At 42.2% G+C, this 25,546-nt stretch carries 30 protein-coding genes; 11 read left to right on the top strand and 19 right to left on the bottom strand.

Annotation, left to right across the window (positions count from 1 at the left end; genetic code table 11):
• Window positions 1-110: 110 nt before the first annotated feature.
• The 8 genes from MHB41_RS15055 to MHB41_RS15090 all read right to left on the bottom strand — a co-directional run bounded on the left by MHB41_RS15055 (window position 111) and on the right by MHB41_RS15090 (window position 7,479).
• Window positions 111-413, bottom strand: a complete 303-nt coding sequence (locus tag MHB41_RS15055; RefSeq protein ID WP_061110054.1) for a thioredoxin family protein — start codon at window positions 411-413, stop codon at window positions 111-113.
• A gap of 12 nt (window positions 414-425) precedes the next feature.
• Window positions 426-770 carry a toprim domain-containing protein gene (locus MHB41_RS15060; protein WP_034281437.1) on the bottom strand — a complete coding sequence of 115 codons (345 nt, stop codon included), beginning with the start codon at window positions 768-770 and terminating at the stop codon, window positions 426-428.
• 131 nt (window positions 771-901) lie between these two features.
• Window positions 902-1,138 carry a YusG family protein gene (locus MHB41_RS15065; protein WP_061110055.1) on the bottom strand — a complete coding sequence of 79 codons (237 nt, stop codon included), beginning with the start codon at window positions 1,136-1,138 and terminating at the stop codon, window positions 902-904.
• A gap of 44 nt (window positions 1,139-1,182) precedes the next feature.
• Window positions 1,183-1,566 carry a glycine cleavage system protein GcvH gene (gene gcvH, locus MHB41_RS15070; protein WP_008347039.1) on the bottom strand — a complete coding sequence of 128 codons (384 nt, stop codon included), beginning with the start codon at window positions 1,564-1,566 and terminating at the stop codon, window positions 1,183-1,185.
• A gap of 66 nt (window positions 1,567-1,632) precedes the next feature.
• Entirely contained in the window at window positions 1,633-1,989 is a 357-nt protein-coding gene (locus MHB41_RS15075; protein ID WP_024423406.1) for an arsenate reductase family protein, read from the bottom strand.
• Between the two features lie 118 nt (window positions 1,990-2,107).
• Window positions 2,108-3,889, bottom strand: coding sequence for an acyl-CoA dehydrogenase family protein (locus tag MHB41_RS15080; protein ID WP_061110056.1), 1,782 nt, complete (start codon window positions 3,887-3,889; stop codon window positions 2,108-2,110).
• Window positions 3,890-3,903: 14 nt separating this feature from the next.
• Complete coding sequence (locus tag MHB41_RS15085) at window positions 3,904-5,079, bottom strand: acetyl-CoA C-acetyltransferase (RefSeq protein WP_024426007.1); 1,176 nt, start codon at window positions 5,077-5,079, stop codon at window positions 3,904-3,906.
• A 12-nt stretch (window positions 5,080-5,091) separates the two neighbouring features.
• Window positions 5,092-7,479 carry a 3-hydroxyacyl-CoA dehydrogenase/enoyl-CoA hydratase family protein gene (locus MHB41_RS15090; protein ID WP_061110057.1) on the bottom strand — a complete coding sequence of 796 codons (2,388 nt, stop codon included), beginning with the start codon at window positions 7,477-7,479 and terminating at the stop codon, window positions 5,092-5,094.
• Window positions 7,480-7,678: 199 nt separating this feature from the next.
• Here MHB41_RS15090 and MHB41_RS15095 point away from each other — a divergent pair, with 199 nt between their 5' ends.
• The 3 genes from MHB41_RS15095 to MHB41_RS15105 are packed head-to-tail and all read left to right on the top strand — an operon-like array spanning window position 7,679 to window position 8,453.
• The gene (locus MHB41_RS15095; protein WP_003212904.1) at window positions 7,679-7,816 is read left to right on the top strand and encodes a YuzL family protein; all 138 of its coding nucleotides are present in this window, start codon (window positions 7,679-7,681) and stop codon (window positions 7,814-7,816) included.
• Window positions 7,817-7,860: 44 nt separating this feature from the next.
• The gene (locus MHB41_RS15100; RefSeq protein ID WP_224426662.1) at window positions 7,861-8,094 is read left to right on the top strand and encodes a hypothetical protein; all 234 of its coding nucleotides are present in this window, start codon (window positions 7,861-7,863) and stop codon (window positions 8,092-8,094) included.
• A gap of 11 nt (window positions 8,095-8,105) precedes the next feature.
• A complete protein-coding gene (locus tag MHB41_RS15105; RefSeq protein WP_024423410.1) occupies window positions 8,106-8,453 on the top strand; it encodes a spore coat protein in 348 nt (115 codons plus the stop codon).
• A 33-nt stretch (window positions 8,454-8,486) separates the two neighbouring features.
• On the opposite strand, the gene MHB41_RS15110 is transcribed toward MHB41_RS15105, so the two are convergent.
• From MHB41_RS15110 to MHB41_RS15120, 3 genes are all read right to left on the bottom strand, one after another.
• A complete protein-coding gene (locus MHB41_RS15110) occupies window positions 8,487-8,738 on the bottom strand; it encodes a YusU family protein (protein ID WP_024423411.1) in 252 nt (83 codons plus the stop codon).
• A gap of 71 nt (window positions 8,739-8,809) precedes the next feature.
• Window positions 8,810-9,640: an ABC transporter ATP-binding protein gene (locus tag MHB41_RS15115; protein ID WP_008347057.1), complete on the bottom strand. Its 831-nt coding sequence runs from the start codon at window positions 9,638-9,640 to the stop codon at window positions 8,810-8,812.
• Between the two features lie 146 nt (window positions 9,641-9,786).
• Window positions 9,787-10,233, bottom strand: coding sequence for a YusW family protein (locus MHB41_RS15120; RefSeq protein ID WP_176544474.1), 447 nt, complete (start codon window positions 10,231-10,233; stop codon window positions 9,787-9,789).
• Between the two features lie 113 nt (window positions 10,234-10,346).
• Here MHB41_RS15120 and MHB41_RS15125 point away from each other — a divergent pair, with 113 nt between their 5' ends.
• Window positions 10,347-11,189, top strand: a complete 843-nt coding sequence (locus MHB41_RS15125; protein ID WP_101676461.1) for an oxidoreductase — start codon at window positions 10,347-10,349, stop codon at window positions 11,187-11,189.
• Window positions 11,190-11,235: 46 nt separating this feature from the next.
• Here MHB41_RS15125 and MHB41_RS15130 read toward each other — a convergent pair whose 3' ends face one another.
• Window positions 11,236-12,642 (bottom strand): trypsin-like peptidase domain-containing protein, encoded by a 1,407-nt coding sequence (locus MHB41_RS15130; protein ID WP_101676462.1) that lies wholly within the window; start codon window positions 12,640-12,642, stop codon window positions 11,236-11,238.
• Window positions 12,643-12,969: 327 nt separating this feature from the next.
• On the opposite strand from MHB41_RS15130, the gene MHB41_RS15135 reads away from it, so the two are divergent.
• Window positions 12,970-13,644: a response regulator transcription factor gene (locus MHB41_RS15135; RefSeq protein ID WP_034280861.1), complete on the top strand. Its 675-nt coding sequence runs from the start codon at window positions 12,970-12,972 to the stop codon at window positions 13,642-13,644.
• A complete protein-coding gene (locus MHB41_RS15140; protein ID WP_061110059.1) occupies window positions 13,641-14,972 on the top strand; it encodes a HAMP domain-containing sensor histidine kinase in 1,332 nt (443 codons plus the stop codon). Before MHB41_RS15135 ends, MHB41_RS15140 begins: the two co-directional genes overlap by 4 nt.
• Before the next feature lie 20 nt (window positions 14,973-14,992).
• On the opposite strand, the gene spxO is transcribed toward MHB41_RS15140, so the two are convergent.
• On the bottom strand, window positions 14,993-15,157 hold the full coding sequence (spxO, locus tag MHB41_RS15145; RefSeq protein ID WP_003212782.1) for an anti-adapter protein SpxO: 165 nt from the start codon (window positions 15,155-15,157) through the stop codon (window positions 14,993-14,995).
• A 192-nt stretch (window positions 15,158-15,349) separates the two neighbouring features.
• On the opposite strand from spxO, the gene MHB41_RS15150 reads away from it, so the two are divergent.
• Window positions 15,350-16,228 carry a TetR/AcrR family transcriptional regulator gene (locus tag MHB41_RS15150; protein ID WP_061110060.1) on the top strand — a complete coding sequence of 293 codons (879 nt, stop codon included), beginning with the start codon at window positions 15,350-15,352 and terminating at the stop codon, window positions 16,226-16,228.
• Between the two features lie 46 nt (window positions 16,229-16,274).
• Here MHB41_RS15150 and fumC read toward each other — a convergent pair whose 3' ends face one another.
• Together fumC and MHB41_RS15160 are read right to left on the bottom strand one after the other, a co-directional pair.
• A complete protein-coding gene (fumC, locus tag MHB41_RS15155) occupies window positions 16,275-17,669 on the bottom strand; it encodes a class II fumarate hydratase (protein WP_061110061.1) in 1,395 nt (464 codons plus the stop codon).
• An 89-nt stretch (window positions 17,670-17,758) separates the two neighbouring features.
• Window positions 17,759-17,926: a YvzF family protein gene (locus MHB41_RS15160; RefSeq protein ID WP_003213147.1), complete on the bottom strand. Its 168-nt coding sequence runs from the start codon at window positions 17,924-17,926 to the stop codon at window positions 17,759-17,761.
• Between the two features lie 112 nt (window positions 17,927-18,038).
• Here MHB41_RS15160 and MHB41_RS15165 point away from each other — a divergent pair, with 112 nt between their 5' ends.
• The 4 genes from MHB41_RS15165 to MHB41_RS15180 are packed head-to-tail and all read left to right on the top strand — an operon-like array spanning window position 18,039 to window position 22,068.
• A complete protein-coding gene (locus MHB41_RS15165; protein WP_034280868.1) occupies window positions 18,039-19,463 on the top strand; it encodes a spore germination protein in 1,425 nt (474 codons plus the stop codon).
• Entirely contained in the window at window positions 19,450-20,544 is a 1,095-nt protein-coding gene (locus MHB41_RS15170) for an endospore germination permease (protein WP_034280869.1), read from the top strand. The genes MHB41_RS15165 and MHB41_RS15170 overlap by 14 nt, the downstream gene beginning before the upstream one ends.
• Window positions 20,541-21,662, top strand: coding sequence for a Ger(x)C family spore germination protein (locus MHB41_RS15175; protein ID WP_065215186.1), 1,122 nt, complete (start codon window positions 20,541-20,543; stop codon window positions 21,660-21,662). Before MHB41_RS15170 ends, MHB41_RS15175 begins: the two co-directional genes overlap by 4 nt.
• A gap of 37 nt (window positions 21,663-21,699) precedes the next feature.
• Window positions 21,700-22,068: a hypothetical protein gene (locus MHB41_RS15180; RefSeq protein ID WP_034280872.1), complete on the top strand. Its 369-nt coding sequence runs from the start codon at window positions 21,700-21,702 to the stop codon at window positions 22,066-22,068.
• Between the two features lie 42 nt (window positions 22,069-22,110).
• Here the strand turns inward: MHB41_RS15180 and MHB41_RS15185 are convergent, their stop codons facing one another.
• The 4 genes from MHB41_RS15185 to MHB41_RS15200 are packed head-to-tail and all read right to left on the bottom strand — an operon-like array spanning window position 22,111 to window position 25,468.
• Window positions 22,111-22,746, bottom strand: coding sequence for a response regulator transcription factor (locus tag MHB41_RS15185; protein ID WP_024423423.1), 636 nt, complete (start codon window positions 22,744-22,746; stop codon window positions 22,111-22,113).
• Window positions 22,743-23,807 (bottom strand): two-component system sensor histidine kinase LiaS, encoded by a 1,065-nt coding sequence (liaS, locus tag MHB41_RS15190; protein WP_034280874.1) that lies wholly within the window; start codon window positions 23,805-23,807, stop codon window positions 22,743-22,745. The genes MHB41_RS15185 and liaS overlap by 4 nt, the downstream gene beginning before the upstream one ends.
• Entirely contained in the window at window positions 23,804-24,568 is a 765-nt protein-coding gene (gene liaF, locus MHB41_RS15195) for a cell wall-active antibiotics response protein LiaF (RefSeq protein WP_034281438.1), read from the bottom strand. Before liaF ends, liaS begins: the two co-directional genes overlap by 4 nt.
• Before the next feature lie 30 nt (window positions 24,569-24,598).
• Window positions 24,599-25,468, bottom strand: a complete 870-nt coding sequence (locus MHB41_RS15200; RefSeq protein WP_101676463.1) for a DUF4097 domain-containing protein — start codon at window positions 25,466-25,468, stop codon at window positions 24,599-24,601.
• Window positions 25,469-25,546: the final 78 nt, after the last annotated feature.

Raw genomic sequence — 25,546 nt, forward strand, 5'->3', positions numbered from 1 at the left:
TCCCTGTCATTTGGTTATACATAACATTTCTCTACAAACATCTTCTTGTCCTTTATAAATAACTCGACAAATTTTCAAATGAATTTCTTGAAATATGACAAAAAACCGCTTTATTTAGCGGTTTCAATCATTTCATGAAGATATGGAACTGAGTGAAAGGCATAGCCTTTTTGCACCAATTCACCTTTTTTAAACAGGAGAAAGCAAGGAACACTCTCGATTTCAAATGCTTTCGCAAAGCCTGGTGAATAGTTTAAATTGTTTTCGTAAAATGGTACATCCGGCTGCATGGCGTCTACGATTGCCAGCATTTTCTTTGCCAGCTGGCATGTTCCGCAAAACGGTGTATATAAGTATAAAAGAAATAAATCGTCCTCTATCTCCTTGAATTCGTGTTCTTCAATCTCTTTCATATACGTCCACCCTCATAAATATTTCGAATGAACATCAATGTTTGCAGCTAATAGGATAGATGCAATGTGGGCTGAGGGTGAAGCGGCCACTTCGCGGTACGTTCTGTCGACAAAAAGATGAAGTGCTTCAGGGAATTCTTTTCGAAATTGCTTCCGCAGTTTGTCGCCTGCATCGTCACTGTCAGCTAATATGTAAACGTCTTTCCCCAATAAATCGTCCACAAGCTGATCCAGCTTCGATGTACTGATCGTGCCATTGGTGCAAATGATGGTAACAGGTTCACTTATGACTTCTTTTAGCTTTTGTTTGTCTGTTTTACCTTCTACAATGATGACCTTTTCTATCTCGACATTCATCACGATCACCCGGCCCTTTTGACGTTGATTCACTTCTTCCTTAGATTACAATCTTTCATTCAGGTTGTAAAGATTGAGCGCCTCGTCATCAAAAAGACTGCAGCTTCTGTTCACTGCAGTCTCATCTGTGATTAGCACCAGCCATTTTCATCGTCACAGTCAACATATTTTTCTGTCCCATCGATCAATGTATCCGTTAAACGATAAAAACGATTTTGATCATAGGAATATCCCGATTTCAGCTCATATTGGTTTTCACTAATCATCGTGCCAATCTCTTCATTTTGATGATAAAGCACCATGCCGCTTTCTTTGAATCGTCCAGTGACATGCTCTGTTATATCCACGTGTTCTTTTTGAAAAGACAAATTGGACACCCCCCATAAAGGTAGAGTGTCCAATTTCTCATGAATTAGTCTTCTTTTGTCATTTCTTCATATTGCTCAGCTGTCATTAAGTTCTCGATTTCAGATGCATCAGCTGGTTCTACAACGATCATCCATGCCTTTTCGTATGGAGAGTCGTTGACGAATTCTGGGCTGTCATCCAGCTCATCGTTCACTTCAACGATTGTGCCATTGATCGGTGCATAAAGTTCAGAAACTGTTTTCACTGATTCTACACTTCCGAAAGGCTCGTCCGCTGTGATTTTGTCTCCTACTTCAGGAAGCTCAACGAACACGATATCGCCCAGCTCAGATTGAGCAAAATGCGTAATACCGATACGCACCTTATCTCCTTCTACTTTGACCCATTCATGTTCTTCTGAATAACGTAAATCTTTTGGTGTGCTCATTCAATACCCCTCCAGTCTTTTCTTACAATCTATATTGAAGATACCACAATCTGAATGAAAGTTACATCATTTCCAGACGCTTTTAAATGTATCTTCATTAAATCCTACCGTGACTCGTTTTCCGTCTGTTGTAATCGGGCGCTTAATCAGCATTCCGTTAGACGCGAGTAATTCTAGCTGCTCGTCCTCTGACATTGCAGGAAGTTGATCTTTCAGCTGCAGCTCCCGGTATTTTTGCCCGCTTGTATTAAAGAATTTCTTCAGCTCTAAACCGCTTTTTTCGTAAAGGGCTTTTAATGTTTCTTTATCAGGCGTCTCTTCGACGATATGTATGCTGTTGATGTCTTTATTGTGTGCTTCCAGCCACTTTTTTGCTTTTCGACATGTACCGCAAGATGGGTATTCGTAAAAATCTAAAGCCACCATTTTCACCTCCTGCAAATTGTGACAACATTTTATCACAAAATATTTTAAAAACCTAAATGTATGCTTACAAAAAGGTGCGGAGTGTTATCCGCACCTTTTAAGCCATCCTTATACCTTATACAATATATTTCTCTGCTTCAAAGATTCGTTTCGCCACTTCGCGCTTTTTAGCGATGACATTGATCGGAGTAAACCTTGTCAGCTTGCGAAGGGCTGACAGGCTCATGCGGAGTGAATCTCCTTCCTCCATCGCAATCAAGGATTCTTTTGCATGGGCTTCAATCTTTAAGAAAGCTTCCTGTGTGAAAATTTGTGTGTAAGCAAGCTTTTGTTCATTCTTTTCTGCCCCTGTTGCAGCGATTGCCTTTTCTGTACGCAGAACCGCTGATTCAGCAGCAAAAATTTCATTGACGATATCGGCTATGTTCACAAGAATTTCTTGCTCTTTGTCTAAGGCTTTCCCGTATTTCATGGCTGCCATACCAGCCACCATTAAGGCGATCTTTTTCGCATGGGCGAGCAAATATTTTTCTTGATCGAGCGGCTGATCGCCTGGCTCTTCCGGCATCATCATCATTAGCTCTTCCTGTAAGGTTTGCGCTTTTTGAAGCAGCGGAAGCTCTCCTTTCATCGCTTTCTTCAAGAATGTACCTGGTACAAGCAAACGGTTGATTTCGTTTGTCCCTTCAAAAATCCGGTTAATTCGTGAGTCGCGATAGGCTCTTTCGACCTCGTATTCTTGCATGAATCCATATCCGCCGTGAATCTGCACGCCTTCATCGACAATATAATCTAACGTTTCAGAGCCGAGCACTTTACAGAGAGAACATTCAATCGCATATTCCGCAATGGATTGGGCAATTTGTTTGCCGTCTTTTTGCTCTTCATCACTTAAGAGCCCCATCCGCTGTTCAAATAATCCAACCGTACGGTAAACAGCACTTTCCATCGCATAGAGCTTTGCTGACATATTGGCTGCTTTTTCACCAATAAGGCTGAATCGAGAAATTGGTGTTTTGAACTGCTTACGCTGGTTCGCATATTCTGCCGACAATTGAATGACGCGCTTTGATGCACCGATTGTGCCGACTGCCAGCTTATAGCGCCCAATATTCAAAATGTTAAACGCAATCACATGACCTCTGCCAGCTTCACCGAGCAAATTCTCCTTCGGTACTTGGGCATCTTCAAGAATCAATGTTCTTGTCGATGATCCTTTAATACCCATTTTTTTCTCTTCAGGCCCCGTTTTGACACCTGGAAAATCCTTTTCGACGATAAAAGCAGAGAAGTGTTCACCATCAATCTTCGCATACACAACAAAGACATCGGCAAATGCGGAGTTTGTGATCCACTGCTTTTCTCCATTGAGGACATAATGGGTACCTGCTTCATTCAGAACTGCGGTTGTTTTTGCTCCAAGAGCGTCAGAGCCTGATCCTGGCTCAGTGAGTGCGTACGCCGCAATGGTTTCACCAGAGGCGAGTCCAGGCAGGTACGTTTCCTTTTGCGCTTGATTTCCGAAGAGCACGATCGGCAGAGAACCAATACCGACATGAGCACCATAGGAAAGTGAGAAGCTTCCTGCTCTAGCGAATTTTTCAGTAATGATCGCTGAACTGATTTTATCTAATCCAAGCCCGCCGAATTCTTCCGGCACATCGGCTCCTAAAAGTCCAAGCTCACCAGCCTTTTTGAGAAGCCTGACTGAATGCTCGAACTCATGGTTTTCAATTTGATCTATATGCGGAACCACATCTTGTAAAATATAATCCTCTGTTGTTTTTCCAATCATTTGATGTTCATCAGAGAAATCCTCCGGTGTAAAAATATGCTCATAATTCGTCTCATCAATTAAAAAGCTTCCACCCTTTTTTACATCTTCCAATGCTTTCATCCTGATTTCCCCCTTTAGATCAATTCAAAAATTCCTGCTGCTCCCATGCCCCCGCCGATACACATTGTGACAATGCCAAATTGCTCGTTTCGCCGTTTCATTTCATGAATTAGTGACAGCGTTAGTTTCGTTCCTGTACAGCCGAGCGGATGTCCGAGCGCAATGGCCCCGCCGTTGACATTCACCTTTTCTTCATCAATCCCTAGATGGCGAATGACTTGAATTGCCTGAGAAGCAAACGCTTCGTTTAATTCAAACAGGCCAATATCCTTCAGCTCAAGTCCAGCGATTTTCAGCGCACGCGGAATGGCTTCAACCGGACCGATTCCCATCACTTCAGGCGGTACACCGCCAACAGCAAATGCTCTGAATTTAGCGAGCGGCTGAAGAGAAAGTGAGGATGCTTTCTCGCGGTCCATCATCATCACACACGCAGCTCCGTCACTTGTCTGCGAAGAGTTACCTGCGGTCACCGTGCCTTTTGTTGAGAAGGCTGGACGCAATGTGGAAAGAATCTCCTCCGTTGTACCTGCTCTCACACCTTCATCCTGTGAGAACGTGAATTGATGCTCTTCTAATTGATATTGCTCTCCTACTCGTCGCTCTGTTACATCAACAGGCACAATTTCATCTGAAAATTTCCCTTCTTGAAGTGCCTTTGCTGCCTTTTGATGACTCCTCACCGCAAAGGCGTCCTGATCTTGACGTGTGACCTGATACTTTTGCGCCACTTGCTCTGCCGTGTGCCCCATGCTCATGTAGTATTCAGGCGCTTGCTCTGCCAAGAGAGCATTTGGACGAATGGAATGCCCCATCATCGGCACCTGCGACATCGATTCGACTCCTCCGGCTAAAATCGTGTCTGCCTGCCCGAGCATAATACGTTCACCCGCATAAGCGATAGATTGAAGACCAGACGAGCAGTAACGGTTTATGGTGATGGCAGGTACTGTATAAGGCAGTCCCGCTAATGCTCCAATATTCCGGGCCACATTTAACCCCTGCTCTGCTTCTGGCGTTGCACAGCCAATGATTAAATCATCTATCTGTCCGTCGTATTCACCGGCACGCTTTAACGTTTCTTTTACACATAATGCGCCCATATCATCAGGCCGGACATGTTTTAACGATCCTTTTTTCGCCTTTCCTACTGGTGTTCTTGCGCCAGCGACAATGACTGCTTCTCTCATTTTGACTCCCCCTTAGTTACGTAAAGGTTTTCCTTTGACGAGCATGTGCTGCATACGTGCCTGTGATTTCACTTCTCCTACAAGACTTAAAAAGGCTTCTCTTTCAAGCTCTAATAAATATTGCTCCTCTACCTCGGTTCCAAATGGCAGTTTCCCGCCGGAAATGACATGAGCTAATTTTTTTACAATGGTCATGTCATGCTCTGAAATGTATCCAGACAGTCTCATATTTTCAGCAGCCAAAATCATCGCTGCATAGCCTGTTTCTCCCATGACCGGCACCTTTTGCTTGAGCGGCGCACGATAACCGGCTTCATCAAGAGAGAGCACCAGTTGTTTTGCATCATAGATCAGGTGATCCCCGTTCATACTGATCCGGTCGTTCACGCGGAGCATGTTCATATCCCGCGCTTCCTCAGCTGAAGTTGATACTTTTGCCATCGCAATTGTTTCAAATGTTTTCAGCGTGGCATCCTGTATAGCCGTCTGCGACGGCTTCATTGACCCTTGCAGGTGACGAAGATATAACTCTTTGTTTCCGCCGCCTCCTGGAATCAGTCCTACTCCCGCTTCCACAAGTCCCATGTACGTTTCGCTGGACGCCTGTATAGCTGCTGCCGGCAGACAAACTTCTGTTCCGCCTCCTAATGTCATCCCAAACGGTGCGGCTACGACTGGGCGCTCGCTATATTTGACCTTCATCATCGCCTGCTGGAAGCGCCTGATCACAAAGTCAATCTCAAAGAAATTATCGTCCTGTGCTTCCATTAAAATCAGGGCAAGGTTTGCGCCAACACAGAAGTTCTTCCCTTGGTTTCCGATGACAAGCCCTTTATAATTCTTTTCCGTCTCATCAACAGCGCGATTGATCATATCAATGACATCTAGTCCAATGGCATTGCTTTTAGAATGAAATTCGAGCAAGGCGACATCATCACCAATATCGATCAGGCTCGCACCAGAATTTTTGAAGATGACGTCATGTTTCTTTTTCAATCTAGCTAAAGAAATATGTTTGTCGTTTCCTTTTTCCTGTTCATAAGCCCCGTTATGATAAAACGCTCGCACTCCATCAGCATTCTCTTGATAGAATGTCTCGTGTCCTTTTGACAGCATGTCTTGCACCCATGCTGGAATAATGCGGCCTTCTGCTTCCATGCGTTCGGCGGCTTTTTTGACACCTATTGCATCCCACAGCTCAAATGGGCCGTGCTGCCAGCCGAATCCCCATTTCATGGCGTTATCGATAGACTGAATATCATCCGCAATTTCACCTTTTAGATGAGCTGAATAAAGAAGTACGGGCGCTGTCATATTCCAAAGTAGTTGCCCTGCACGACCATCCTGATAAATAAGCGCTTTCAACTTTGCTTTTGCACCCTTTTGCTGTTTCGCCATTTCAATGCCTGGATCTTTTAGCTTTGTGCGTTCACCATATGTGAGCGTCACTGGGTCAAGCTCTAAAATGACCTTCCCATTTTTTTGATAAAAACCTTGGCCTGCCTTGCTGCCAATCCATCCTTTTTCGAGCATTCTTTCAATAAACTCAGGCAGCTGAAAAATCTCTTTTTCCTTTCCTTCTACCTGTTCATATACGTTTCGTGCCACATGAGAAAACGTGTCGAGCCCCACGACATCAAGTGTACGGAAGGTCGCACTTTTCGGTCTTCCAATGAGGGGCCCTGTGACAGAATCCACTTCTCCGATGGTGTATTTGTTCTCAAGCATTTCACGCACTGTGACAAGAAGTCCATAAGTGCCAATGCGGTTTGCAATAAAGTTCGGTGTGTCTTTTGCTTCAACCACCCCTTTGCCGAGTACATCCTCGCCAAATGTTTTCATAAATGACAGTACTTCTGGATCTGTTTCTTGAATAGGAATGATTTCTAAGAGCTTTAGATAACGAGCTGGGTTAAAAAAATGTGTGCCTAAAAAGTGGCGTTTAAAATCATCTGATCGGCCTTCTGCCATTTTTTCAACTGAAATACCGGATGTATTGCTTGATACGATGCTTCCTTCTTTGCGGTGTTCGTCGATGAGAGAGAATACGTGTTGTTTGATGCTGAGCTTTTCAGTGACGACTTCAATGATCCAGTCAGCATCGTGTAATAAGGAAAGGTGGTCTGTGAGATTTCCCGGTGTGATGTATGATAGGTTTTTTGCTGAAGTAAGAGGTGCTGGCTTTTGCTTTAATAATTTTTTCATCGCTTCTTGACTTAATCGATTCCGAACACTAGGGTGATCAAGCGTCCGCTTTTTCGCCGTTTCTTCCTTTGTCAGTTCATTTGGCACAATATCTAGCAGTGTAACTGGTATCCCAATATTGGCTAAATGTGCAGCAATGCCTGAGCCCATGACACCTGAACCAATGACAGCCGCCTTGCGAATATGTTTGCCCATAAATATCCCCCTAAACATTTTGAATGAACAGTCATTCATTTTTTGTCCAAAAAAAAGCAATGCCTCTTTCTTTATCTTAAAAGATTTTCCGAAACAGTTCAATAGCAGATTTCAAAAATTTACACATTCTCGTGTGCCTCCGTTTGCGGCGTATGAATTACAGATGAGAGGGAATTGTAAGAATGGAGGTGATGTCCACATGTCTCGTTTGAAGAAAAACCCATCGAAAGCAGGCGTAAGTGCTGCAAGTGTAAAAGGAAACGCAGGTCCATCACAGGAAGCAGACCTTGGCGGGAAAAAAACCAGTCAAAATCAGCAATATAAAAAGAATCAGTAAGGAAACAAATTCGTAAGGAGGAACACAAGTTGAACAATCAGCAAATGAATATGCCCCCAGAAGTCATTTCAGTGAAGGATTCCTTGTACTTAGAGGATATGCTCAACTGGAACTTGATCGCCATGAAAAAGGCTCATTTTATGGCCGAGCATTGCCAGGACCAAACCTTGAAACAAGAATTGAATCAAGTTGGGCAAATGCATCATCAGCATTACACACAAATTCTTCAGCATTTAGGCAGCTCAGGGCAAGGCCAGTCTACTGGCTTTATGCAATAGGAGGAAAAAACATGGAACAGCAAAACCAACAAAAAATCGGGAATCCACAAACTCCCGTTCCCACAACAACCAACATGAACGATCGTGATTTTGTCACAGATCTCTTGTCGACTGAAAAATATATGACAAGTGGATACAACACAGCGCTCAATGAATTCAGTCATGAATCTCTTTATCAGGATATTCAGCGAATTGCACTGGAAACACAGAAAACACAAAGACATTTATATGATGTCATGTTCCGATATGGCTGGTATTCTGTTGAAGCCGCTGATCAGCAAAAGCTCCAGCAGGCACACCAGAAATTCCAGCAAACACTGACAGATCAATCGCCGTACGGTTCATCACAAATGTCATAAGAAAAAAACTGCCAGTCTAGTGCTGGCAGTTTTTTAACGGTCTTTATTGGCGCGATGAGCTTCGTTCAACTGTTTGATCCGTTGAATCGTGTGTTTGATTTCTTCTTTTGCTTCTGGATACGTTTCATTGAAATGCTTTGCTAGCGGCGGCATGCTTTTTGCAATATGAGAGTAGATCACCCACTGTTTCACATCTTGTTTCAGCTCGTCTGTTGATTCACCAAGCAGCAGCTCTGTATATTTATCAAGCAAGCCTTCCAGCTTTTCATCTAATTCATTTCCCATTGATATTCCGCTCCTTTTTCAGAAAAAAGCCTGACTCTGTGAGATACAGATGTCAGGCTTTTGACATACGATTATCTTGCAGCAAGAAATGTTTCAGCTTGCGCTTGCTGCACAATACAGCGTCCTCTACCGTGCGGAATACATAATGGTGTTCCAAATAAAGGATCTGTTGTCACTTGGCAATTCATATCAAAGACATTTTTCACGAGATCACAATTAATCACTGTTTCTGGTCTGCCTTCTGCATAGATTGACTTGTCTTTAATCGCCACAAGATGATGAGCATATCTGCATGCAAGATTGAGGTCATGAAGAACCATCACAATTGTGCGCTGCTCTTTCTCATTTAAATCAAACAGAAGGTCCAAAATTTCGATTTGATGTGTCATGTCTAAATATGTCGTCGGCTCATCTAACAAAATAATATCGGTCTCTTGGGCCAGCGTCATCGCAATCCATGCACGCTGCCTTTGTCCACCTGATAATGAATCAACGGTCCGATCAGCAAGGTCTTCCATCTTTGTTGACTTTAATGCGCGGTTCACTGCTTCTTCATCTTGCTTCGACCACTGCTTCAGCCAATTTTGATAAGGATATCTGCCTTGCTTCACTAACTGATGCACGGTTAATCCTTCTGGCGCTTCTGGTCCTTGTGGAAGAATGGCGAGTTGTTTTGCTACTTCTTTTGTAGGTAATTTTGCAATGGAATGACCTTCAAGCAGGACAGAACCACCCATTGGCTTCATGAGACGGGCCAAAGAGCGAAGTAGCGTGGATTTACCGCATCCATTACTGCCAATAAATACTGTGATTTCACCCTTAGGGATTGATACATTTAGTTCATCGATGATCATTGTTTCTCCGTAGCCTAAGCTTAAACCTTCAGTAGAAATGGCACTCATTCCGCTCAAACGCTCCTTTTCTCATCCAAATTTTTATATGAAATATCGTCTATGTACAGACGTAAAAGATCACTTATCTCAATTTAGTGTATCAGATTTAAGTGATCTTGAAAATCATTTTCAATTAAAAAATGAGAAACTCTCGTTTATTTCTTCCTTTGGAATGTACGTTTGGTCCCATCTTCTAGCTTCAGATCGATCTGTATCCGCTGATAATCATCATCTAAATTAAAAGCAGCTAATAGTTCCTTTACATACACTTCATTGATCTTTTCACTAGGAATCGACATATCATTCAGCTTCATCTTCATTTCGCGCAAGGCTTCTTCTCCTTCATAGCGGACCCCATTCATATGATCACGGATGATCGCTTCCTCTTTGCCTCTTGCCTGACGATAAGTCGCTTCGTATAATTCGTTTTTCTGTCCATATTGTACATGCAGATGCACATGCTGAAATGGCAGTTCCTTCATTTGAACAGCTGACAGACTTTCTGCTTCTGCTTCATGTGTTTGTTGTAACGGTTCAACTGATTGACAGCCGGACAGCATAAAGAGCAGCACTCCTATTCGTCCCGCCTTCTTCCAACACATCATGTGTTTCCTCCTATTTCACAGCATCGCTTTTTATTCTTCTCCAAGCTCCTTTTCGTTATTCAATAAAACATCGCACTATGATAAATTGAAACAAAAAGGAGAATGGGATGATGAAAAGAACAGCCATTGTAACTGGTGCCAATAGCGGCTTTGGCAAGCTCATCACGATGCGTCTCGCCAAGCGGGGCTATACAGTGATTGCCGGCGTCAGACAGGAAACCAATGCCAAAAAGCTCGCTGAAGAAATTGATCAAGACTCTTTATCTGGCATGATACATATTGAAGCGTTAGATGTGACCGATACGCAGTCGATTCAAGCATTTCAGAAGAAGCTTCATGCCTATGCACCCATTACCCTGCTTGTGAACAATGCGGGAACAGCCTTTGCTGGTTTTGCGGAGGAGGTTCCTGTCGACACGTACCGCCAGCAATTTGAAGTGAATGTCTTCGGTGTGATGGAAATGACCCAAGCAGTGCTGCCGTTTATGACGAGTGGTGCAAAGATTTTCAATATGAGCAGCATCAGCGGATTAATGGGGATGCCTGCACTTTCTCCATATGTATCGTCTAAGTTTGCGTTGGAAGGCTATACAGAAAGCTTGCGGATTGAACTGGCTTCGTTCGGTATACAGGCGGCCTTGATCGAGCCGGGCTCTTTCCAGACGAATATTTGGAACACCTCCATGAAAGAGCAAATGATTCAGCCAGCAGAAGGATCGAAATACACAAAACTCTATCAAAAGATGATGGCCCATATTGATGCCCAGAAATCCAACTATGGAGATCCTCGTGAAGTGGCAGAGCTTGTTGTACGATTAGCAGAAAAGAAGCGGCTGAAACGGCTGAGATATCTTGTTGGAAAAGGCGTACGGCTTTCATTCACAGCAAAGCAGCTTCTGCCTTGGAACATGTGGGAACGGATCATACTACGTACACTCTCTTCAAAAAAATAAGCACAAAAAAACAGGTGGATATGTTGACATCCACCTGTTTTTTTATTTATTCGCTATCTGACTGTCCAAGGGTAATATCTAGATTTTTGTTCTTTCCTTCACGGATGACAGTCATTGTGGTTTTATCGCCGACTTTTGTTTCTTTGTAAAGAATTTCTTTCAGCTGAGAGCTGTTCACTACGTCTTTCCCTTTGAACTTGATGATGACATCTCCAGATTTCAAGCCTGCTTTTTGTGCAGGTGAACCTTTTGAAACATCCTTTACGTAAATGCCTTTGCCGATTTGTTTATCAAATAAGCCGAGCGTATTTTCCTGATATGTCTCAGGCACTTGCTCAAGGTCAATCATTTGTACGCCAAGGTATGGACGTTCAACTTTTCCATTTTTCAACAGCTCATCTACAATCGGTTTGACATCGTTACTTGGGATCGCAAATCCGAGTGATTCCACACCGCTTTCGCTGATTTTCAAGCTGTTGATGCCAATGACTTGACCGTCAGTATTGATCAGTGGCCCCCCGCTGTTTCCTGGGTTAATCGCTGCATCTGTTTGCAGCACATTCATCTCCACCGTACCAGATGACGTATTTGCTTCTACAGTACGATCAAGACCACTAATAATTCCTTCTGTCACAGTACCTGAGAACTGTGCACCGAGCGGATTCCCAATGGCAATGACTTTATCTCCAGCACGAAGCTTAGAAGAATCACCAAAGCTCGCCACTTTATCAATACCGTCTGCGTTCATTTCAACAACGGCTAAATCTGTCATGACATCACTGCCGACAAGCTTTGCGTCTTTCGTTTTTCCATCATAAAGGGTGACCTTGATTTTATTGGCACCTTCGACAACATGGTTATTTGTAATAATGTACGCTTTTTTGCCATCTTTTTTGAAGATGACACCAGAGCCTGTTCCAGCTTCAGCTTCTGTTTGATCACCGCTCAGGCCAAACGAATTTTGTGTAGATTGATAGTTTGAGACCCCAACAATGGTTGGCTCTAAATCTTCTACCATATCAGCCACATTTGTGGCATTGGTGATTTGTTTTGTCGAGAAATTATCTGAGGCTGCCGGCTCGCTTGATGCTGTCTGCGTTTGCGTGTTGGCAGCTGTATCCTGTGACTGCGGCAAAAGCGGTGTAATGCCAAGTACAAGACCACCGCCAATAATTCCTCCAAGAATCGGGCTCAGCCATGCCGCCTTCCGCTTTTTCTCTTTTTTCGACGCACGGTCATCCACCATTTGAGGAGAATGATTTGTCACACTCTCCTCTGTAGCAGATGCTTCGTTTTCATGCTGGTGAAAAACAAGTTCCTTCTCTTTTTCTGGTGCGTCTATTTGTTTCTCATTCTCTGGATAGGTATCTTTTTGCTGATTCATTTCATTGTCTTGATTCGCGTTTTCATGATGATTCATCTTATTCTCTTCATCTTCTCTTCGGAAATCCATCGCTTGCACTCCTTTACATCATGTTTCATTCATATGTCTAGATAGGACTTCAGGTCCTCTTAATGGAAAGATCATTGAAAAATACTTTATGGCAATATGTCAAATTATATAATACTTATTCATAGAAAAAAAGCAAGGTGCGCACATTGATGAAAAGCACCTATTCATCCGCCTTTTGTCTATGCCCTTTTTTCCCTTGACCTTATCATAATCAAACATTATGGGATAATGATGAGAAGAATATGTGAAATTGTGAAAAAAGCGTGTGATTGTTGACATGCCGCCTTCGTATCCCGTTATAATGACGTTGAGAGGATGTGGAAGACTTTGTCGTACACCATTTATTTAGTTGAAGATGAACAAAATTTAAATGAACTGTTAACCAAATATTTAGAGAGTGAAGGTTGGAATGTCTCCTCTTTTTTAACCGGAGAAGCGGCACGCGAGGCAATGAACAAGCCGCCGCATCTATGGATTTTAGATATCATGCTGCCTGATACAGACGGCTATACCCTCATTAAAGAAATTAAAGCCGCATCACCTGACGTACCGGTCATTTTCATTTCAGCCCGGGATGCAGATATCGACCGTGTCCTCGGTTTAGAGCTGGGAAGCAGTGATTATATTGCGAAGCCGTTTCTTCCGCGTGAGCTGATCATTCGGGTTCAAAAGCTGCTGGAGCTTGTGTATAAAAACAGCGATACACCGCAGCAAAGCGTCACTTCAGTTTCTTCTTATGTCATTCATGAGGATGTAAGAGAGGTCTATGAAGAGGGACAGCTCATTAACTTAACTTCTAAGGAATTTGACTTGCTGCTTTTATTTACACATCACCAGGGACATGCTTTTTCTCGTGAAGATATCCTCGTCAAGATTTGGGGACACGATTACTTCGGGACAGATCGTGTGGTGGATGACCTTGTCAGACGGCTGCGCAAAAAAATGCCCGACTTAAAGGTCGAGACCATCTATGGATTTGGCTATAGGATGCTGAAAGGATGAAGAACAAACCGCTCGCTTTTCAAATTTGGGTCGTGATCTCTGGCATTTTGCTCACCATTTCCATTGTCCTGATTATTCTATTTTCCAATACATTACGTGACTTCTTCACAAATGAAATTTATAAAAATATCGAAAATGAACAGCAAGTGCTGACAGAATATCCATTGAACCGAGACGGCTCGCCAAAATCGACACCGGAAAACCGCTCCGTGCAGCACATTTTGATCCCATCAGATGAATTAGATCAAATGGCGCAGTTTTTTCCGCATGCTTTTATTGAGAAAATCCAATCGTTTGTGAAAAAACAGAAAAGCGCAACGAAACGGTATTCTGAAGAGGTGAACGGCCAGCATATCTTTTTTGTCATCAAAAAGGTATCATCAGGCAATACACAATATATTCTTCTGTCCTATGCACCAGATTCTTATCGAGATGACCTGTCCTTTACGCTGTTTAAACAGCTGATCTTTATCTTAGGCACCGTTATTTTACTAAGCTGGATTCCATCGATTTGGCTTGCCCGCTATTTATCCCGACCAATCGTTGCGTTTGAAAAGCACGTCAAACGGATTGCACAAGAGGACTGGGACGATCCTGTCATCGTTGACCGGCAAGATGAAATTGGCAAACTTGGTCATACCATTGAAGAAATGAGACAAAAACTCATTCAAAAAGATGAAACAGAACGGACACTTTTGCAGAATATTTCACATGACTTAAAGACACCTGTCATGGTCATCCGCGGCTACACTCAGTCCATTAAAGATGGTATTTTTCCTAAGGGAGATCTTGAACAAACGGTGGAAGTCATTGAAGGTGAAGCGGAAAAGCTTGAGAAGAAAATCAAGGATCTGCTGTACTTAACAAAGCTAGATTATTTATCAAAACAACATCCCGCACATTCTTCCTTCCTACTCAGTAATACGATGCTGGAAGTGGTCGACCGAATACGCTGGTCGAAAAATGAATTGCAGTGGAACGTGGACTTAGATGATGAGGCTGCTCTTGAAGGCGATCCAGAACAATGGAGTAAATTATTTGAGAATGTACTAGAAAATCAACTTCGGTACGCAAAAAGTAAGATTGATATTCAGATGAAACAGGAAGAGGATCAAATCCGCATTGTCATTCGTAATGACGGTCCTCCAATTGAAGAACATATGCTGTCCAACCTATACGAGCCTTTTAGTAAGGGAAAAAAGGGCGAATTCGGTATTGGATTAAGCATTGTCAAAAGAATTCTTTCAATGCATCAAGCGTCCATATTTATTGAAAATGATGATCTAGGTGTACGTTATACAATTATGGTTCCAAAGAAGAGACTGTAGGTTTTTGACCGCAGTCTTTTTTAGATGAATGAATACCCATTGAAATCACGGTATGTGGCTTTGATCTTTTTGCCAGCTTGATACATCCATTTCTTTTCAATGGTTGTCTCTTTCGGCATTTTGACTTTTTCTACTTGAATCCCTTTTGTTCGCAGGCGTCTAATCATATCATCGATTTCTCTCATGGAACATCATCCTTTCACATATTTTGACCAGTTGGTCACCTTACTTTATAATATAAAGAATTACACTGTAAAAAACAAGTTACAATCTGATTAATTTTTGAAAACTTTCGTCGTTTATGACCGATAAGTCACATCTCTTTGCGCACGTTTCCTAAGACATTTGTCTCTCGGTAAGAAAGGATGACATTCATTTTGAAAAAGAAAGAAAAAATGATCATTGAGGCTGGCATGAAATTATTTGCCAGCAAAGGCTATAACACAACGTCTGTTCAGGAAATTGCAGATGAATGCCACATGTCAAAGGGTGCTTTTTATCTTTATTTTAAATCAAAGGAAGCACTGCTCATTTCGATCCTTCATTACTATTATGATAAGGTATTTACCCGGATTCATGAGGTTCAAACAGAGGGCGGCACACCAAAAGAAGCCTACCGCAAACAGCTCACTGTCTATTACGATAATATTTTGCAGCAAAAGGATTTTATTAAAATGCAGCTGAGCGACAGGGCGCTTCCATTGAATGAAGAAACGCAGCAGCTCGCAAAACAAATTAGGCTTGCAACCATCCAGCTTCACATCGATAACATTAAACAAGTGTATGGAGACGCTGCTATTCCATATATGGCTGATTTATGTTTGACGATTGAGGGCATGAGCCACGTTTATTTCGAGCTTGCCATTTTATATGATTTTCAGCTGGAAGCAGAAGAGCTTGCCAAAACCATGATTCATCGTATCGATGATTTGATGGGCGGTATGATGAAGCGAAATGATCTTCCTCTCATTTCTGTAGATCAAGCGAGCGATTGGTTTGGCCCAATTTATGAACGGTCATTCGATCCGCTCACAGAATCTCTTTTAAAGGAATTAAGAGAGATTGCTGAAGCACACTATGAAGTGAAAGACGAGCCTGAGTTATTTGAAGCGCTTGGCATCCTGGAAAATGAATTAAACAAACAAAAACCAAGACAAGTCATCGTGAAAGGCATGCTGTACCAATTGAAATTATATGCACCGCTTCAAACCAACTCCGAATCTCTTTTGCGCATTTTGAAAGAGGATCATTTGTAAACACATATTTTCAATGAAAAAACCAGGGGCAGCTGCCCCTGGTTTTTTATTTTGCTTTCGGTGTCACCATTTCCTCTGGTTTCACAAATTGCTCGAACTGCTCTTCAGTTAACAGCTCTAATTGAAGTGCTGCTTCTTTTAGTGTTAATCCTTCTTTGTGCGCAAGCTTCGCAATTTTCGCTGCATTTTCATATCCGATGTGCGGGTTTAGTGCCGTCACAAGCATCAATGAATTGTTCAAGTTTTTCTCAATCGTTTCAAGGTTTGGTTCGATTCCAACTGCACACTTGTCATGGAATGAGTTCATGCCGTCAGCAAGTAGTTCAACTGATTGCAGGAAGTTATAAATGATGACTGGCTTAAATACGTTCAGCTCAAAGTTTCCTTGGCTTGCCGCAAAACCGATTGTGGCATCATTACCCATGATTTGCGCTGCAATCATAGTTAATGCTTCACTTTGGGTTGGGTTAACTTTTCCTGGCATAATGGAGCTTCCCGGCTCATTTTCAGGAATGATCAATTCGCCAATTCCGCAGCGAGGACCACTTGCAAGCCATCTTACATCATTGGCAATTTTCATTAAATCAGCTGCAAGTGCTTTTAAGGCACCGTGTGCATACGTAATTTCATCATGGCTTGTCAGCGCATGGAATTTGTTTGGTGAAGAATTGAAAGTTTGACCTGTCAGCTGGCTGATTTCCTCAGCAACAAATTGACCGAACTCAGGATGTGCGTTAATTCCTGTACCAACAGCAGTTCCGCCAATGGCTAATTCTCTCATTTTTTCAGTTGATTCTAGAATCATTTCTTTTGAACGATCCAGCATGTATACCCAGCCGCTAATCTCTTGACCAACTGTCAGCGGTGTTGCATCCTGCAAGTGCGTACGGCCGATTTTCACAATCTCTTGATACGCTTTTGCTTTCTCATCAAGAGTTGTTCTTAACTGGTCAATTGCAGGCAGCAATTTTTTGTACACAGCTAAAACAGCTGCCACGTGCATAGCCGTTGGGAATGTATCATTTGAGCTTTGGCTGCGGTTAACGTCATCATTCGGGTGAATGCTGAACTCGCTATTTTTATCTTTCAAGTAAGCAGTTGCTCTGTTTGCAACGACTTCGTTCATGTTCATGTTACTTTGTGTTCCACTGCCTGTCTGCCAAACAACAAGCGGGAAATGCTCGTCATACTTTCCGCTGATGATATCATCACATACAGCAGCAATTGCTTCTGCTTTTTCGCTTTCAAGGTTGCCAAGTCGTTCGTTCGCAATCGCTGTGCTACGTTTCAAAATTGCAAACGCATTCACAACTTCCTTTGGCATTTTCTCAGAACCGATTTTGAAATTTTCTTTGCTTCGTTGTGTTTGTGCACCCCAGAACTTGTCCTTCGGCACTTTGATTTCGCCCATTGTATCTTTTTCGATTCTAAATTCTGTCATTATGTATCCCTCCATAGCTTCTCATCACTCAACTCTATTCTATACAAAAAACGAAAATCCTTTAAGCGTTTTCAATTAAAATTTTATCTTTATTTTAATTTTAGTTCAATATAAACGCGAACATCCTTCGAATATTTGTATTTTGGGTTCGTTTTTCCGTAATCCTTTGATGTATAGGTCACCTCATAATGCTTGTCAAACGACTGTAGAATACGGTCGATCTCCTCTTTTGTTCCTGCTAAACGAATCTGTGCCATCTTGTTTCCTCCAAAACCCTCATTCTTTCTTTTACCACAAAATAATGTAACACAGAATATTGTTTTTTCAAGCAGGTAATGCTAAGAAAAAGATTTGAGGCGGGTGATCCAAATGAATCAGACTCCATTAAAAGAGCACTTATACGATAATCTCTCCGTCATCCTTCCGCAATTAAAAGAAATGGACGATTTGGTCCATGAGAAAAAAACACTGCCTCACGGACAGGTGGTTTACTATTTATACATAAAAGAAATGAACGAAACGATGGAGATTCAAACCTTTTTAAAGCTGCTTCTCCAAGATCATACGTCTCTCACAAAAGAGAAGCTGGAATCCAATTTATCGATGATGACCACCCGTTCTGTGAAGACCACCGAGGAATTGGTCGATGCGATTTTTGAAGGGCATTGTGTGGTACTGATTAACGGATTTCAGCATGCGTATATTTTAGAAACGCATGGAACGAAGAAACGCAGTATAGGTGACGCTACCTCTGAAACAATTGTGAGAGGCCCGAAAATTGGCTTTATTGAAGATTTAGATACGAACTTAGCTCTTGTGAGACAGCGCTTGAAAAACCCCAATCTTAAAACCGTTGACATGAAAATTGGTCAAAAAAAGTACACCCAAGTGACCATCATGTACATTGACGGTATGGCTCAATCGTCTGTTTTAAAAGAAGTGAAAAAAAGGCTCAAACAGGTCACGATTGATGATATACAAGATTCTGGTGTTCTTGAGGAACTGATTGAGGACAATGTGTACTCGCCTTTCCCGCAAATCCAAAACACAGAACGGCCGGATAAAGTGGCATCTGCTTTAAATAATGGACGTGTCGCCATTTTTGTTGATCATTCACCTTTTGTGTTAATTGTACCTGCTTCTCTCGCGACGATTATGCAATCACCTGATGATTATTATGAAAGGTGGATCGCCGCCTCTCTCATTCGTATGCTGCGGTTTACCTCTATCTTTCTGACATTATTTTTATCAGCCATTTATATTGCGCTTGTGTCCTTCCATCAAGGACTTTTACCAACAACACTGGCTATTTCGATCTCAAGTACAAGAGAAAATGTCCCCTTTCCGCCTATTGTGGAGGCACTCATCATGGAGATAACGATTGAGCTGCTGCGGGAAGCTGGTTTAAGGCTGCCAAATCCGCTCGGTCAAACGATTGGACTTGTAGGCGGAGTCGTCATTGGGCAGGCGGCCGTTCAGGCTCATATTGTGAGCTCGATTATGGTGATTATCGTCAGTGTGATTGCCCTTGCTTCCTTTACTGTGCCTCAATACGGGATGGGCATGTCGTTCCGCGTGCTCCGCTTTGTGTCCATGTTTACGGCAGCTACTTTGGGTTTATATGGGATTGTGCTGTTCATGCTCGTTCTCCTTACCCATTTAACACGGCAAAAAAGTTTTGGTACGCCTTATTTTTCGCCAGACTTTGTGTTCAGCTATAAAAATGAAGACAATTCCATCATTCGATTGCCTTTGAAAAATCAAAAGAAAGGAGAACGATATGGTCAATCATAAAGAGTCGATCACCAGCTATCAGGCAAGTGCCATTATTGCCAATACAACATTAGGTGCAAGTATGATGATTCTGCCCAGAGCAATGGCACAGGCTGCAACTACACCTGATGGCTGGATTGCACTCTTACTCATGAGCGTCATTTACATTGTATTTATTTTTGTGAATGTCCTTATGATGAAAAAAGTCCCCTTCTCCTCTTACTATGATTATACAAATGAGGGGCTTGGAAAGTGGATTGGTGCTCTTGCTAACCTGCTCATTATTGTTTATTTTCTTGGCGTTGCCAGCTATGAAGTACGGGCTATGTCAGAAATGGTGAAGTTCTTTCTGCTTCAAAACACACCTGTAGCGGTGACAATGATCAGCTTTATTTTGGTTGGTCTTTATCTCGTAGTCGGCGGGATTGGTGATTTTGCCAGACTTTGCCCTTTTTTCCTCATTGTGACCTTGATTATCTTATTTGTTGCATATGGACTCAGTGTTCAAGAATTTAAGTTAGATAACCTCCGGCCTGTTTTAGGAGAGGGATTCTCCCCTGTCTTCAAATCCCTTAACGCATCAGCCATTTCGTTTGTCGGCATTGAAATGATGCTGTTTATGCCTGTCTATATGAACACGCAAAAACACACCTTTGCTTATGGCGCAATCGGCTTTTTAATTCCTGCGATCATTTATATATTCACCTATATTCTTGTCGTTGGTGCGTTCACTGTGAAAGAAACTGCGACGTTGACTTGGCCGACGATTGCTTTATTTCAATCGTTCGATATACAGGGGATTTTTATTGAGCGAATTGAATCTTTTTTGCTTATCGTTTGGCTTGTTCAGCTTTATACGAGCTTTGTAGGATATACGTTTTTTGCTGCAATGGGGGTATCCAAACTAACAAAATTACCCAAAAAAGTCGTACTCACGTTGATGGGAATTGTCATCTACTTTGCCGCCGTTTTCCCAAAGGATGTTGATACAGTGCGCGATTATTTAACCTATGTGAACCATTTATTTTTCCTTTTATTCGGCATCCTCCCGTTTCTCTTATTTATCATCGTGTTTTTTAAAAGGAGGCGGAAAGCAGCATGAAAAAAAAGGCGGCCTTTGCATACCTGGCCCTTGTTCTATTAAGTGGATGCTGGGATAGTACCAATATTGAGGAGCTCAACATGGCGATTGGTTTTGGCTTAGATAAAGGAGATGACGGTCATAAGCTTAAAATATCTATGCAAGTCCTTGTTCCTCAAAAAATTGAGCAAGAATCCAGCGTAAAAGACCCAACAAAGATTATTGAAACTAGTGGTGATTCCGTACATCAAATATTCCGAACAACAACGCTCAAGAGTCACCGGATTTTCGCCCAGCAGCTGAGGGTGTATTTATTTTCTGAGGAGCTCATCAATGAGAATAATTTCGACCTCGTCATTAATCAATTTATTCGCGACAATGAAACACGGAGAGGAAGCCTTGTCTTTATGACTTCTGAGAAGCCTGGGGACTTGCTGAAAATCAATGACGATGGACAGCCAGCTTCTTCTACATTATATGATATTTCTAGGAATACTAAATCGACTATACGTATGCTCAAGCCCGCTTCATTAGGAGATATTTCTTCTGCTATGCAAAACAACGTATCTTTTGCTGTTCCGAAAGTCGGTGTGGATCAAGGGAAATTAATGCTGGACGGAGCCTCTATTATAAAGAACAGACGATTTCTCACCAACATCTCTCCGTTAGCCGTGCAGTCGTATAACCTGTTGACCGGAGACGGAGAAGGCGGAGTCATTGAATTTGAATATGATCACAGCATCTATTCTTTTGAGATTTTTAAACTGAAACACAACATTGAAACGAATAAAACAGCCAGCGGAAAATATCAATTTAATGTGTCAGTGGCGCTTGAAGGAAGATTATCTGAGGATTGGAATGAGCGGGAAAATGCATTTAATGAAAAGTATCTCCAAGAGATTGAAGGTGTTGTGGAGCGTCGATTAGAGAAAAACGTAAAAGATTTCATTGGGGAATTACAGCATGAGATCAAAGCAGATATTTGCGGGTTTTATCAAAAAGCGAGTATTGCGTATCCAAAGGACTTTCGAAAAGAAGCGAAGCATTGGGATGAAATATTTAGTGAATCGGACATTCGTTACAAAGCAAATGTGAAAATCCGTGACTTCGGGACTAAGGGCGCAACACAATCTTTATAGAGTATGTTAAAATGGTAAGAAAAAAAGGGTGTCAATCATGAAACGAGCTTTACTTTCGGCCGGCATTCTATTTTTGATTCTAGGGATACTTCTGTTAATCGTTGTATTCACGCAATCAAAAGAAGATTTCTTCATTGAAGCCGACAGCTTTTCAAGCACATTTTTGATCGTGGTTTATTATGGACAAACCCCTGCGCTCCTTCTGTTGGGAGGCGGATTATTCGTCGGACTTTCACAGATCATTGATTTGCAGGAAAAAAAAGCGGCAGCAGCAAAGGAGAGCGTAAAGCTTTTATCCGAAATGAAGAAAACCCTGGAAGAAAAACCGGCCAAGGAGCAGGAGGCTTTTCCAGTTCCTGAGCTCCATCAACTATCCGAACGTCCGATCACAGGACAGAAGGACTAATTTTACGCATGTTCTAGCAGCTTTCACTTGAAAGCTGTTTTTTTATTGAATCAGCTTATGACGGTGCGCATACACAGCCGCCTGCGTTCGATCTTCCACATCAAGTTTGGAAAGAATGTTGGTAATATGGGTCTTCACCGTTTTAATTGTAATAAATAATTCCTCGGCAATGACCTTATTCGATTTCCCATCCGCAATCAGCTTCAAGATCTCCATTTCTCTTGCCGTTAATGAATCGTGAAGGATGGACCCATTTGATGAATGACGGAGTTTATTCATGACCTTTCCAGCCACTTTTGATTCAAGTCTTGGTTCGCCGATACTTGCAGATCTGATGGCATCAGCAATTTCTCCTGCCTTGGATGTTTTTAATAAATAGCTTAAAGCACCCGCCTCAATCACTGGATAGACTTTATCATCGTCAATAAAGCTCGTCAGAACGATAATCTTGGCATCTTCAATTTCCTGACAAATTCTTTTCGTTGCTTCGATGCCATCCATCCCCTCCATGACAAGATCCATTAAAATCACATCTGGCTTTAATTCAACGGCTAGCTCTACACCTTTTTGTCCATCTGACGCTTCACCAATGACTTCAATATCAGCCTGCGCCTCTAAAAAGGCCGCAAGACCCATTCTCACCATTTCGTGATCGTCGATTAAAAGCACTCGAATCATCGAACGTTCTCTCCTTTTCCTTCATCAAAAATGGGAACCTTCACATCAATTTGTGTGCCTTTTCCCTCAAATGACATAATCTCTGCGACACCGCCTACTTCACTTGTTCTCTCTCGAATCGATTCAAGTCCGTAGGAGGCTGTCTTCACATGGTCTGTTTGAAAGCCGATACCATTATCAATAATCTTTAGCTGCACTTGCCGGTTTCTTATGAGCAGGCGCACAGTTACCTTTGTCGCCTTTGCATGCCTAAATACATTAGACAGGGCTTCTTGCACAATTCGGAAGAGGTGGTCCTCTACTCCTTTAGATAACGGAACGTCATCTTCGATTTCCCAATCAATATCAATCGGCTGCTTTGCTTGAAATTCATTTAGCAGCTCAATTAAGCCTTTTTTCAGGTCTTTTCCTTCTAGCGTGATCGGTCTTAGGTGAAGCAGAAGAGCACGCATCTCATTTTGTGCATCGCCAGCCATTCGTTCGACAAGCTGCATTTGCTTTAATATCTTTTCGTCCTTTTCCTTCATGCCTTCAAGAATAGCTGAAGTCATCATCGAAATCGCAAATAACTGCTGGCTGACCGCATCATGGAGCTCTCGTGCAAGCCGCTGCCGCTCTTCTGAGACGACCGATTTCTTCATTTGAACCTGCCATTCAGCCCGTTCATTTGAAAGCTTTTGCAAAGAGGCTACTTGCCCTTCCACCCGCTTCGCCATTTCATTTAATTGATCGGCGGCTAAGCCAATTTCATCGTCGCCAAGAGACGGCAGTCTGTATGCAAAGTTTCCATTTTCAAATTTCAAAATCGACTCTACAAGCTGATCGAGGCGCTTCTTATGCTGATAGCCAAATACACTCCCGGCAGAAATCCCAATCGCAAGACTAACGATGAGTAAAATACAAAAAAACGGTATGCCAAACCAGCGGGTAGAAAGCAGGATCATCGGATCAAGCTGATAATAAAAAAACATCGGCAGTGTCGTCATCGTCACAACACCGAGCGAGATACCGACGCCAAGACGAACAGATTGCCACTGGAGGCCTAAATGGAATTTCCTCATAAGTATCTCACATCCACATCTCCGATCAATAGAGAGATGGAGATTTTCACTTTTCGTTTGCTCTCATCGTAATCGTTGGTCATCACGTACACTTTACTGCCGAACCCGCTCCTTTTTTCATCTATGATTTTCATATCACCAATCGCGGCGGAAGCACTCACACATACTTCAATATCCTGCGGTACGTAAATATCCACATCTCCGATCAGCCCGCTAATCACGATCGTACTCTCTTCTTCTGCGATGATCGCCTTTGATAAATCGATTTTCACATCGCCAATAAAACCTGAAATCGTCAAATCACTTAATTGAAACGGCTTTTTCATCAGCCTGACTTCACCGATAAAAAAGTCATGCTCTTTGCGCGGCTTTGTCTGGCTTTTTGTTTTCTTCTGATCGTCCTTTTTTTCAAGATTGACTTTCAGTGAAGGCTTCCCGTCGTCTGATGTTTCCTTTTTATCGACATCAAAAACAGGTTTATTTTTCAATAAGCGATAGCCGGCATAAATCAAAAAGGCCGCAAATAAGTAACCTGTTAAACTAAATGTAATATTGAGCAGAAATTTTAAGAAGAGAAAGCCGGCAAAAATATAGGAAACTGAACCGAGCCAACGTTTGGATCGTGAGTGCAGCCAATAACCCGCCAGCGCAAAAAACACAGGCCAAAACAAATCTGCTCCGATCCCAATAATTTTGAGAAATAAATTAATACCAAATATCACGACAATGATGCCTAAAATTTGATTCCTTGTAAAACGCAGTTGACTCGCCTCCTTCCTTTCTTTCAATCATTACCGCAGCTTGAGGTTACCACTTGTCATTTCAATATCGACTAAATGTGTCCCTTTCCCCCGCGTACCTGTAAAGCCTCGACCTTCACTATCCACTTGATCAAAGTCATACGAGTGATCGACGCTTCCACTTGTTTTTTTCACCTGAACGTTGAAATCTCCGTCATCTGGCAAATTAAATTTCGCGCTCCCTGATGTCATATGAAAGGAGACAGGTGACTCAATTGTATCAAAACTTGCTGTCAACCGGCCGCTTGTCATGCCCAATTGCAGCTCGCCTTTGACATCATTAATATCGGCACGCCCTGAAGTTGCCCCAATATCACTATCCTTCGCATCGATGTGCGACACTGCCAGCCTGCCAGAGGTTGCTTTGATTTCTACATTTTTTGCTGAGAAATTCTCAGCTGTGAGGTTTCCGCTCGTTGATTTGAGTATCACATCTTGAAGGGACAGTTTTCCTTCTCCGTTCATCTCGCTGACTCCGCTTCCACCCGTAATCTTCACATTTTTATGATAATCTGTTGGAATTTTAACTAAAAGCTCTCCTTTTTCAAATTGAGTGAAAAACAAAAAGCTTTTATTTTCAGCGCGAATTTTGAACGTACCGCCTGTTTGCTCCGCATACATTTTCCCTTTTCCATTGACAGTAGTCACGGAAATATCGGAACGATTTTCAGGTTTTACCTTCACGCGAAACCCAGAAAGAGAAATATCTAATTGATCAATCTCCTCTTTTTTCGCTGAAGCTTTTGTCACTGGTTTTTCACGGGAAAAACTTAAATGAAAGAGATCTTCATTTTTGAAAAGCATGCCAATCATTAAAAAGATACCTACAAGTATACAAATTAGACCGATTAATCGCTTCATTCATACCATCCCTTTATCTTCTGACCTTTTCATTATAAGGAAAAGCGAAACAGAAAGAAATCAAATATCGGAAGAAAA

The organism is Bacillus sp. FSL H7-0578, assembly GCF_038630855.1.
GTDB classification, from domain to species: Bacteria; Bacillota; Bacilli; order Bacillales; family Bacillaceae; genus Bacillus; species Bacillus safensis.

Excerpts from the sequence above, each read along its gene's own strand:
- MHB41_RS15165 (WP_034280868.1), top strand. The coding sequence starts at position 18,039 with ATGAATCAGACTCCATTAAAAGAGCACTTATACGATAATCTCTCCGTC.
- MHB41_RS15110 (WP_024423411.1), bottom strand. The coding sequence starts at position 8,738 with ATGGGAAATGAATTAGATGAAAAGCTGGAAGGCTTGCTTGATAAATAT.
- gcvH (WP_008347039.1), bottom strand. The coding sequence starts at position 1,566 with ATGAGCACACCAAAAGATTTACGTTATTCAGAAGAACATGAATGGGTC.
- MHB41_RS15200 (WP_101676463.1), bottom strand. The coding sequence starts at position 25,468 with ATGAAGCGATTAATCGGTCTAATTTGTATACTTGTAGGTATCTTTTTA.
- liaS (WP_034280874.1), bottom strand. The coding sequence starts at position 23,807 with ATGAGGAAATTCCATTTAGGCCTCCAGTGGCAATCTGTTCGTCTTGGC.
- MHB41_RS15185 (WP_024423423.1), bottom strand. The coding sequence starts at position 22,746 with ATGATTCGAGTGCTTTTAATCGACGATCACGAAATGGTGAGAATGGGT.
- MHB41_RS15140 (WP_061110059.1), top strand. The coding sequence starts at position 13,641 with ATGAAGAACAAACCGCTCGCTTTTCAAATTTGGGTCGTGATCTCTGGC.
- MHB41_RS15130 (WP_101676462.1), bottom strand. The coding sequence starts at position 12,642 with ATGGATTTCCGAAGAGAAGATGAAGAGAATAAGATGAATCATCATGAA.
- MHB41_RS15095 (WP_003212904.1), top strand. The coding sequence starts at position 7,679 with ATGTCTCGTTTGAAGAAAAACCCATCGAAAGCAGGCGTAAGTGCTGCA.
- fumC (WP_061110061.1), bottom strand. The coding sequence starts at position 17,669 with ATGACAGAATTTAGAATCGAAAAAGATACAATGGGCGAAATCAAAGTG.
- MHB41_RS15090 (WP_061110057.1), bottom strand. The coding sequence starts at position 7,479 with ATGGGCAAACATATTCGCAAGGCGGCTGTCATTGGTTCAGGTGTCATG.
- MHB41_RS15170 (WP_034280869.1), top strand. The coding sequence starts at position 19,450 with ATGGTCAATCATAAAGAGTCGATCACCAGCTATCAGGCAAGTGCCATT.
- MHB41_RS15180 (WP_034280872.1), top strand. The coding sequence starts at position 21,700 with ATGAAACGAGCTTTACTTTCGGCCGGCATTCTATTTTTGATTCTAGGG.
- spxO (WP_003212782.1), bottom strand. The coding sequence starts at position 15,157 with ATGAGAGAAATCGATGATATGATTAGACGCCTGCGAACAAAAGGGATT.
- MHB41_RS15125 (WP_101676461.1), top strand. The coding sequence starts at position 10,347 with ATGAAAAGAACAGCCATTGTAACTGGTGCCAATAGCGGCTTTGGCAAG.
- MHB41_RS15100 (WP_224426662.1), top strand. The coding sequence starts at position 7,861 with ATGAATATGCCCCCAGAAGTCATTTCAGTGAAGGATTCCTTGTACTTA.
- MHB41_RS15080 (WP_061110056.1), bottom strand. The coding sequence starts at position 3,889 with ATGAAAGCATTGGAAGATGTAAAAAAGGGTGGAAGCTTTTTAATTGAT.
- MHB41_RS15085 (WP_024426007.1), bottom strand. The coding sequence starts at position 5,079 with ATGAGAGAAGCAGTCATTGTCGCTGGCGCAAGAACACCAGTAGGAAAG.
- MHB41_RS15120 (WP_176544474.1), bottom strand. The coding sequence starts at position 10,233 with ATGTGTTGGAAGAAGGCGGGACGAATAGGAGTGCTGCTCTTTATGCTG.
- MHB41_RS15175 (WP_065215186.1), top strand. The coding sequence starts at position 20,541 with ATGAAAAAAAAGGCGGCCTTTGCATACCTGGCCCTTGTTCTATTAAGT.
- MHB41_RS15115 (WP_008347057.1), bottom strand. The coding sequence starts at position 9,640 with ATGAGTGCCATTTCTACTGAAGGTTTAAGCTTAGGCTACGGAGAAACA.
- MHB41_RS15105 (WP_024423410.1), top strand. The coding sequence starts at position 8,106 with ATGGAACAGCAAAACCAACAAAAAATCGGGAATCCACAAACTCCCGTT.
- MHB41_RS15160 (WP_003213147.1), bottom strand. The coding sequence starts at position 17,926 with ATGGCACAGATTCGTTTAGCAGGAACAAAAGAGGAGATCGACCGTATT.
- MHB41_RS15060 (WP_034281437.1), bottom strand. The coding sequence starts at position 770 with ATGAATGTCGAGATAGAAAAGGTCATCATTGTAGAAGGTAAAACAGAC.
- MHB41_RS15055 (WP_061110054.1), bottom strand. The coding sequence starts at position 413 with ATGAAAGAGATTGAAGAACACGAATTCAAGGAGATAGAGGACGATTTA.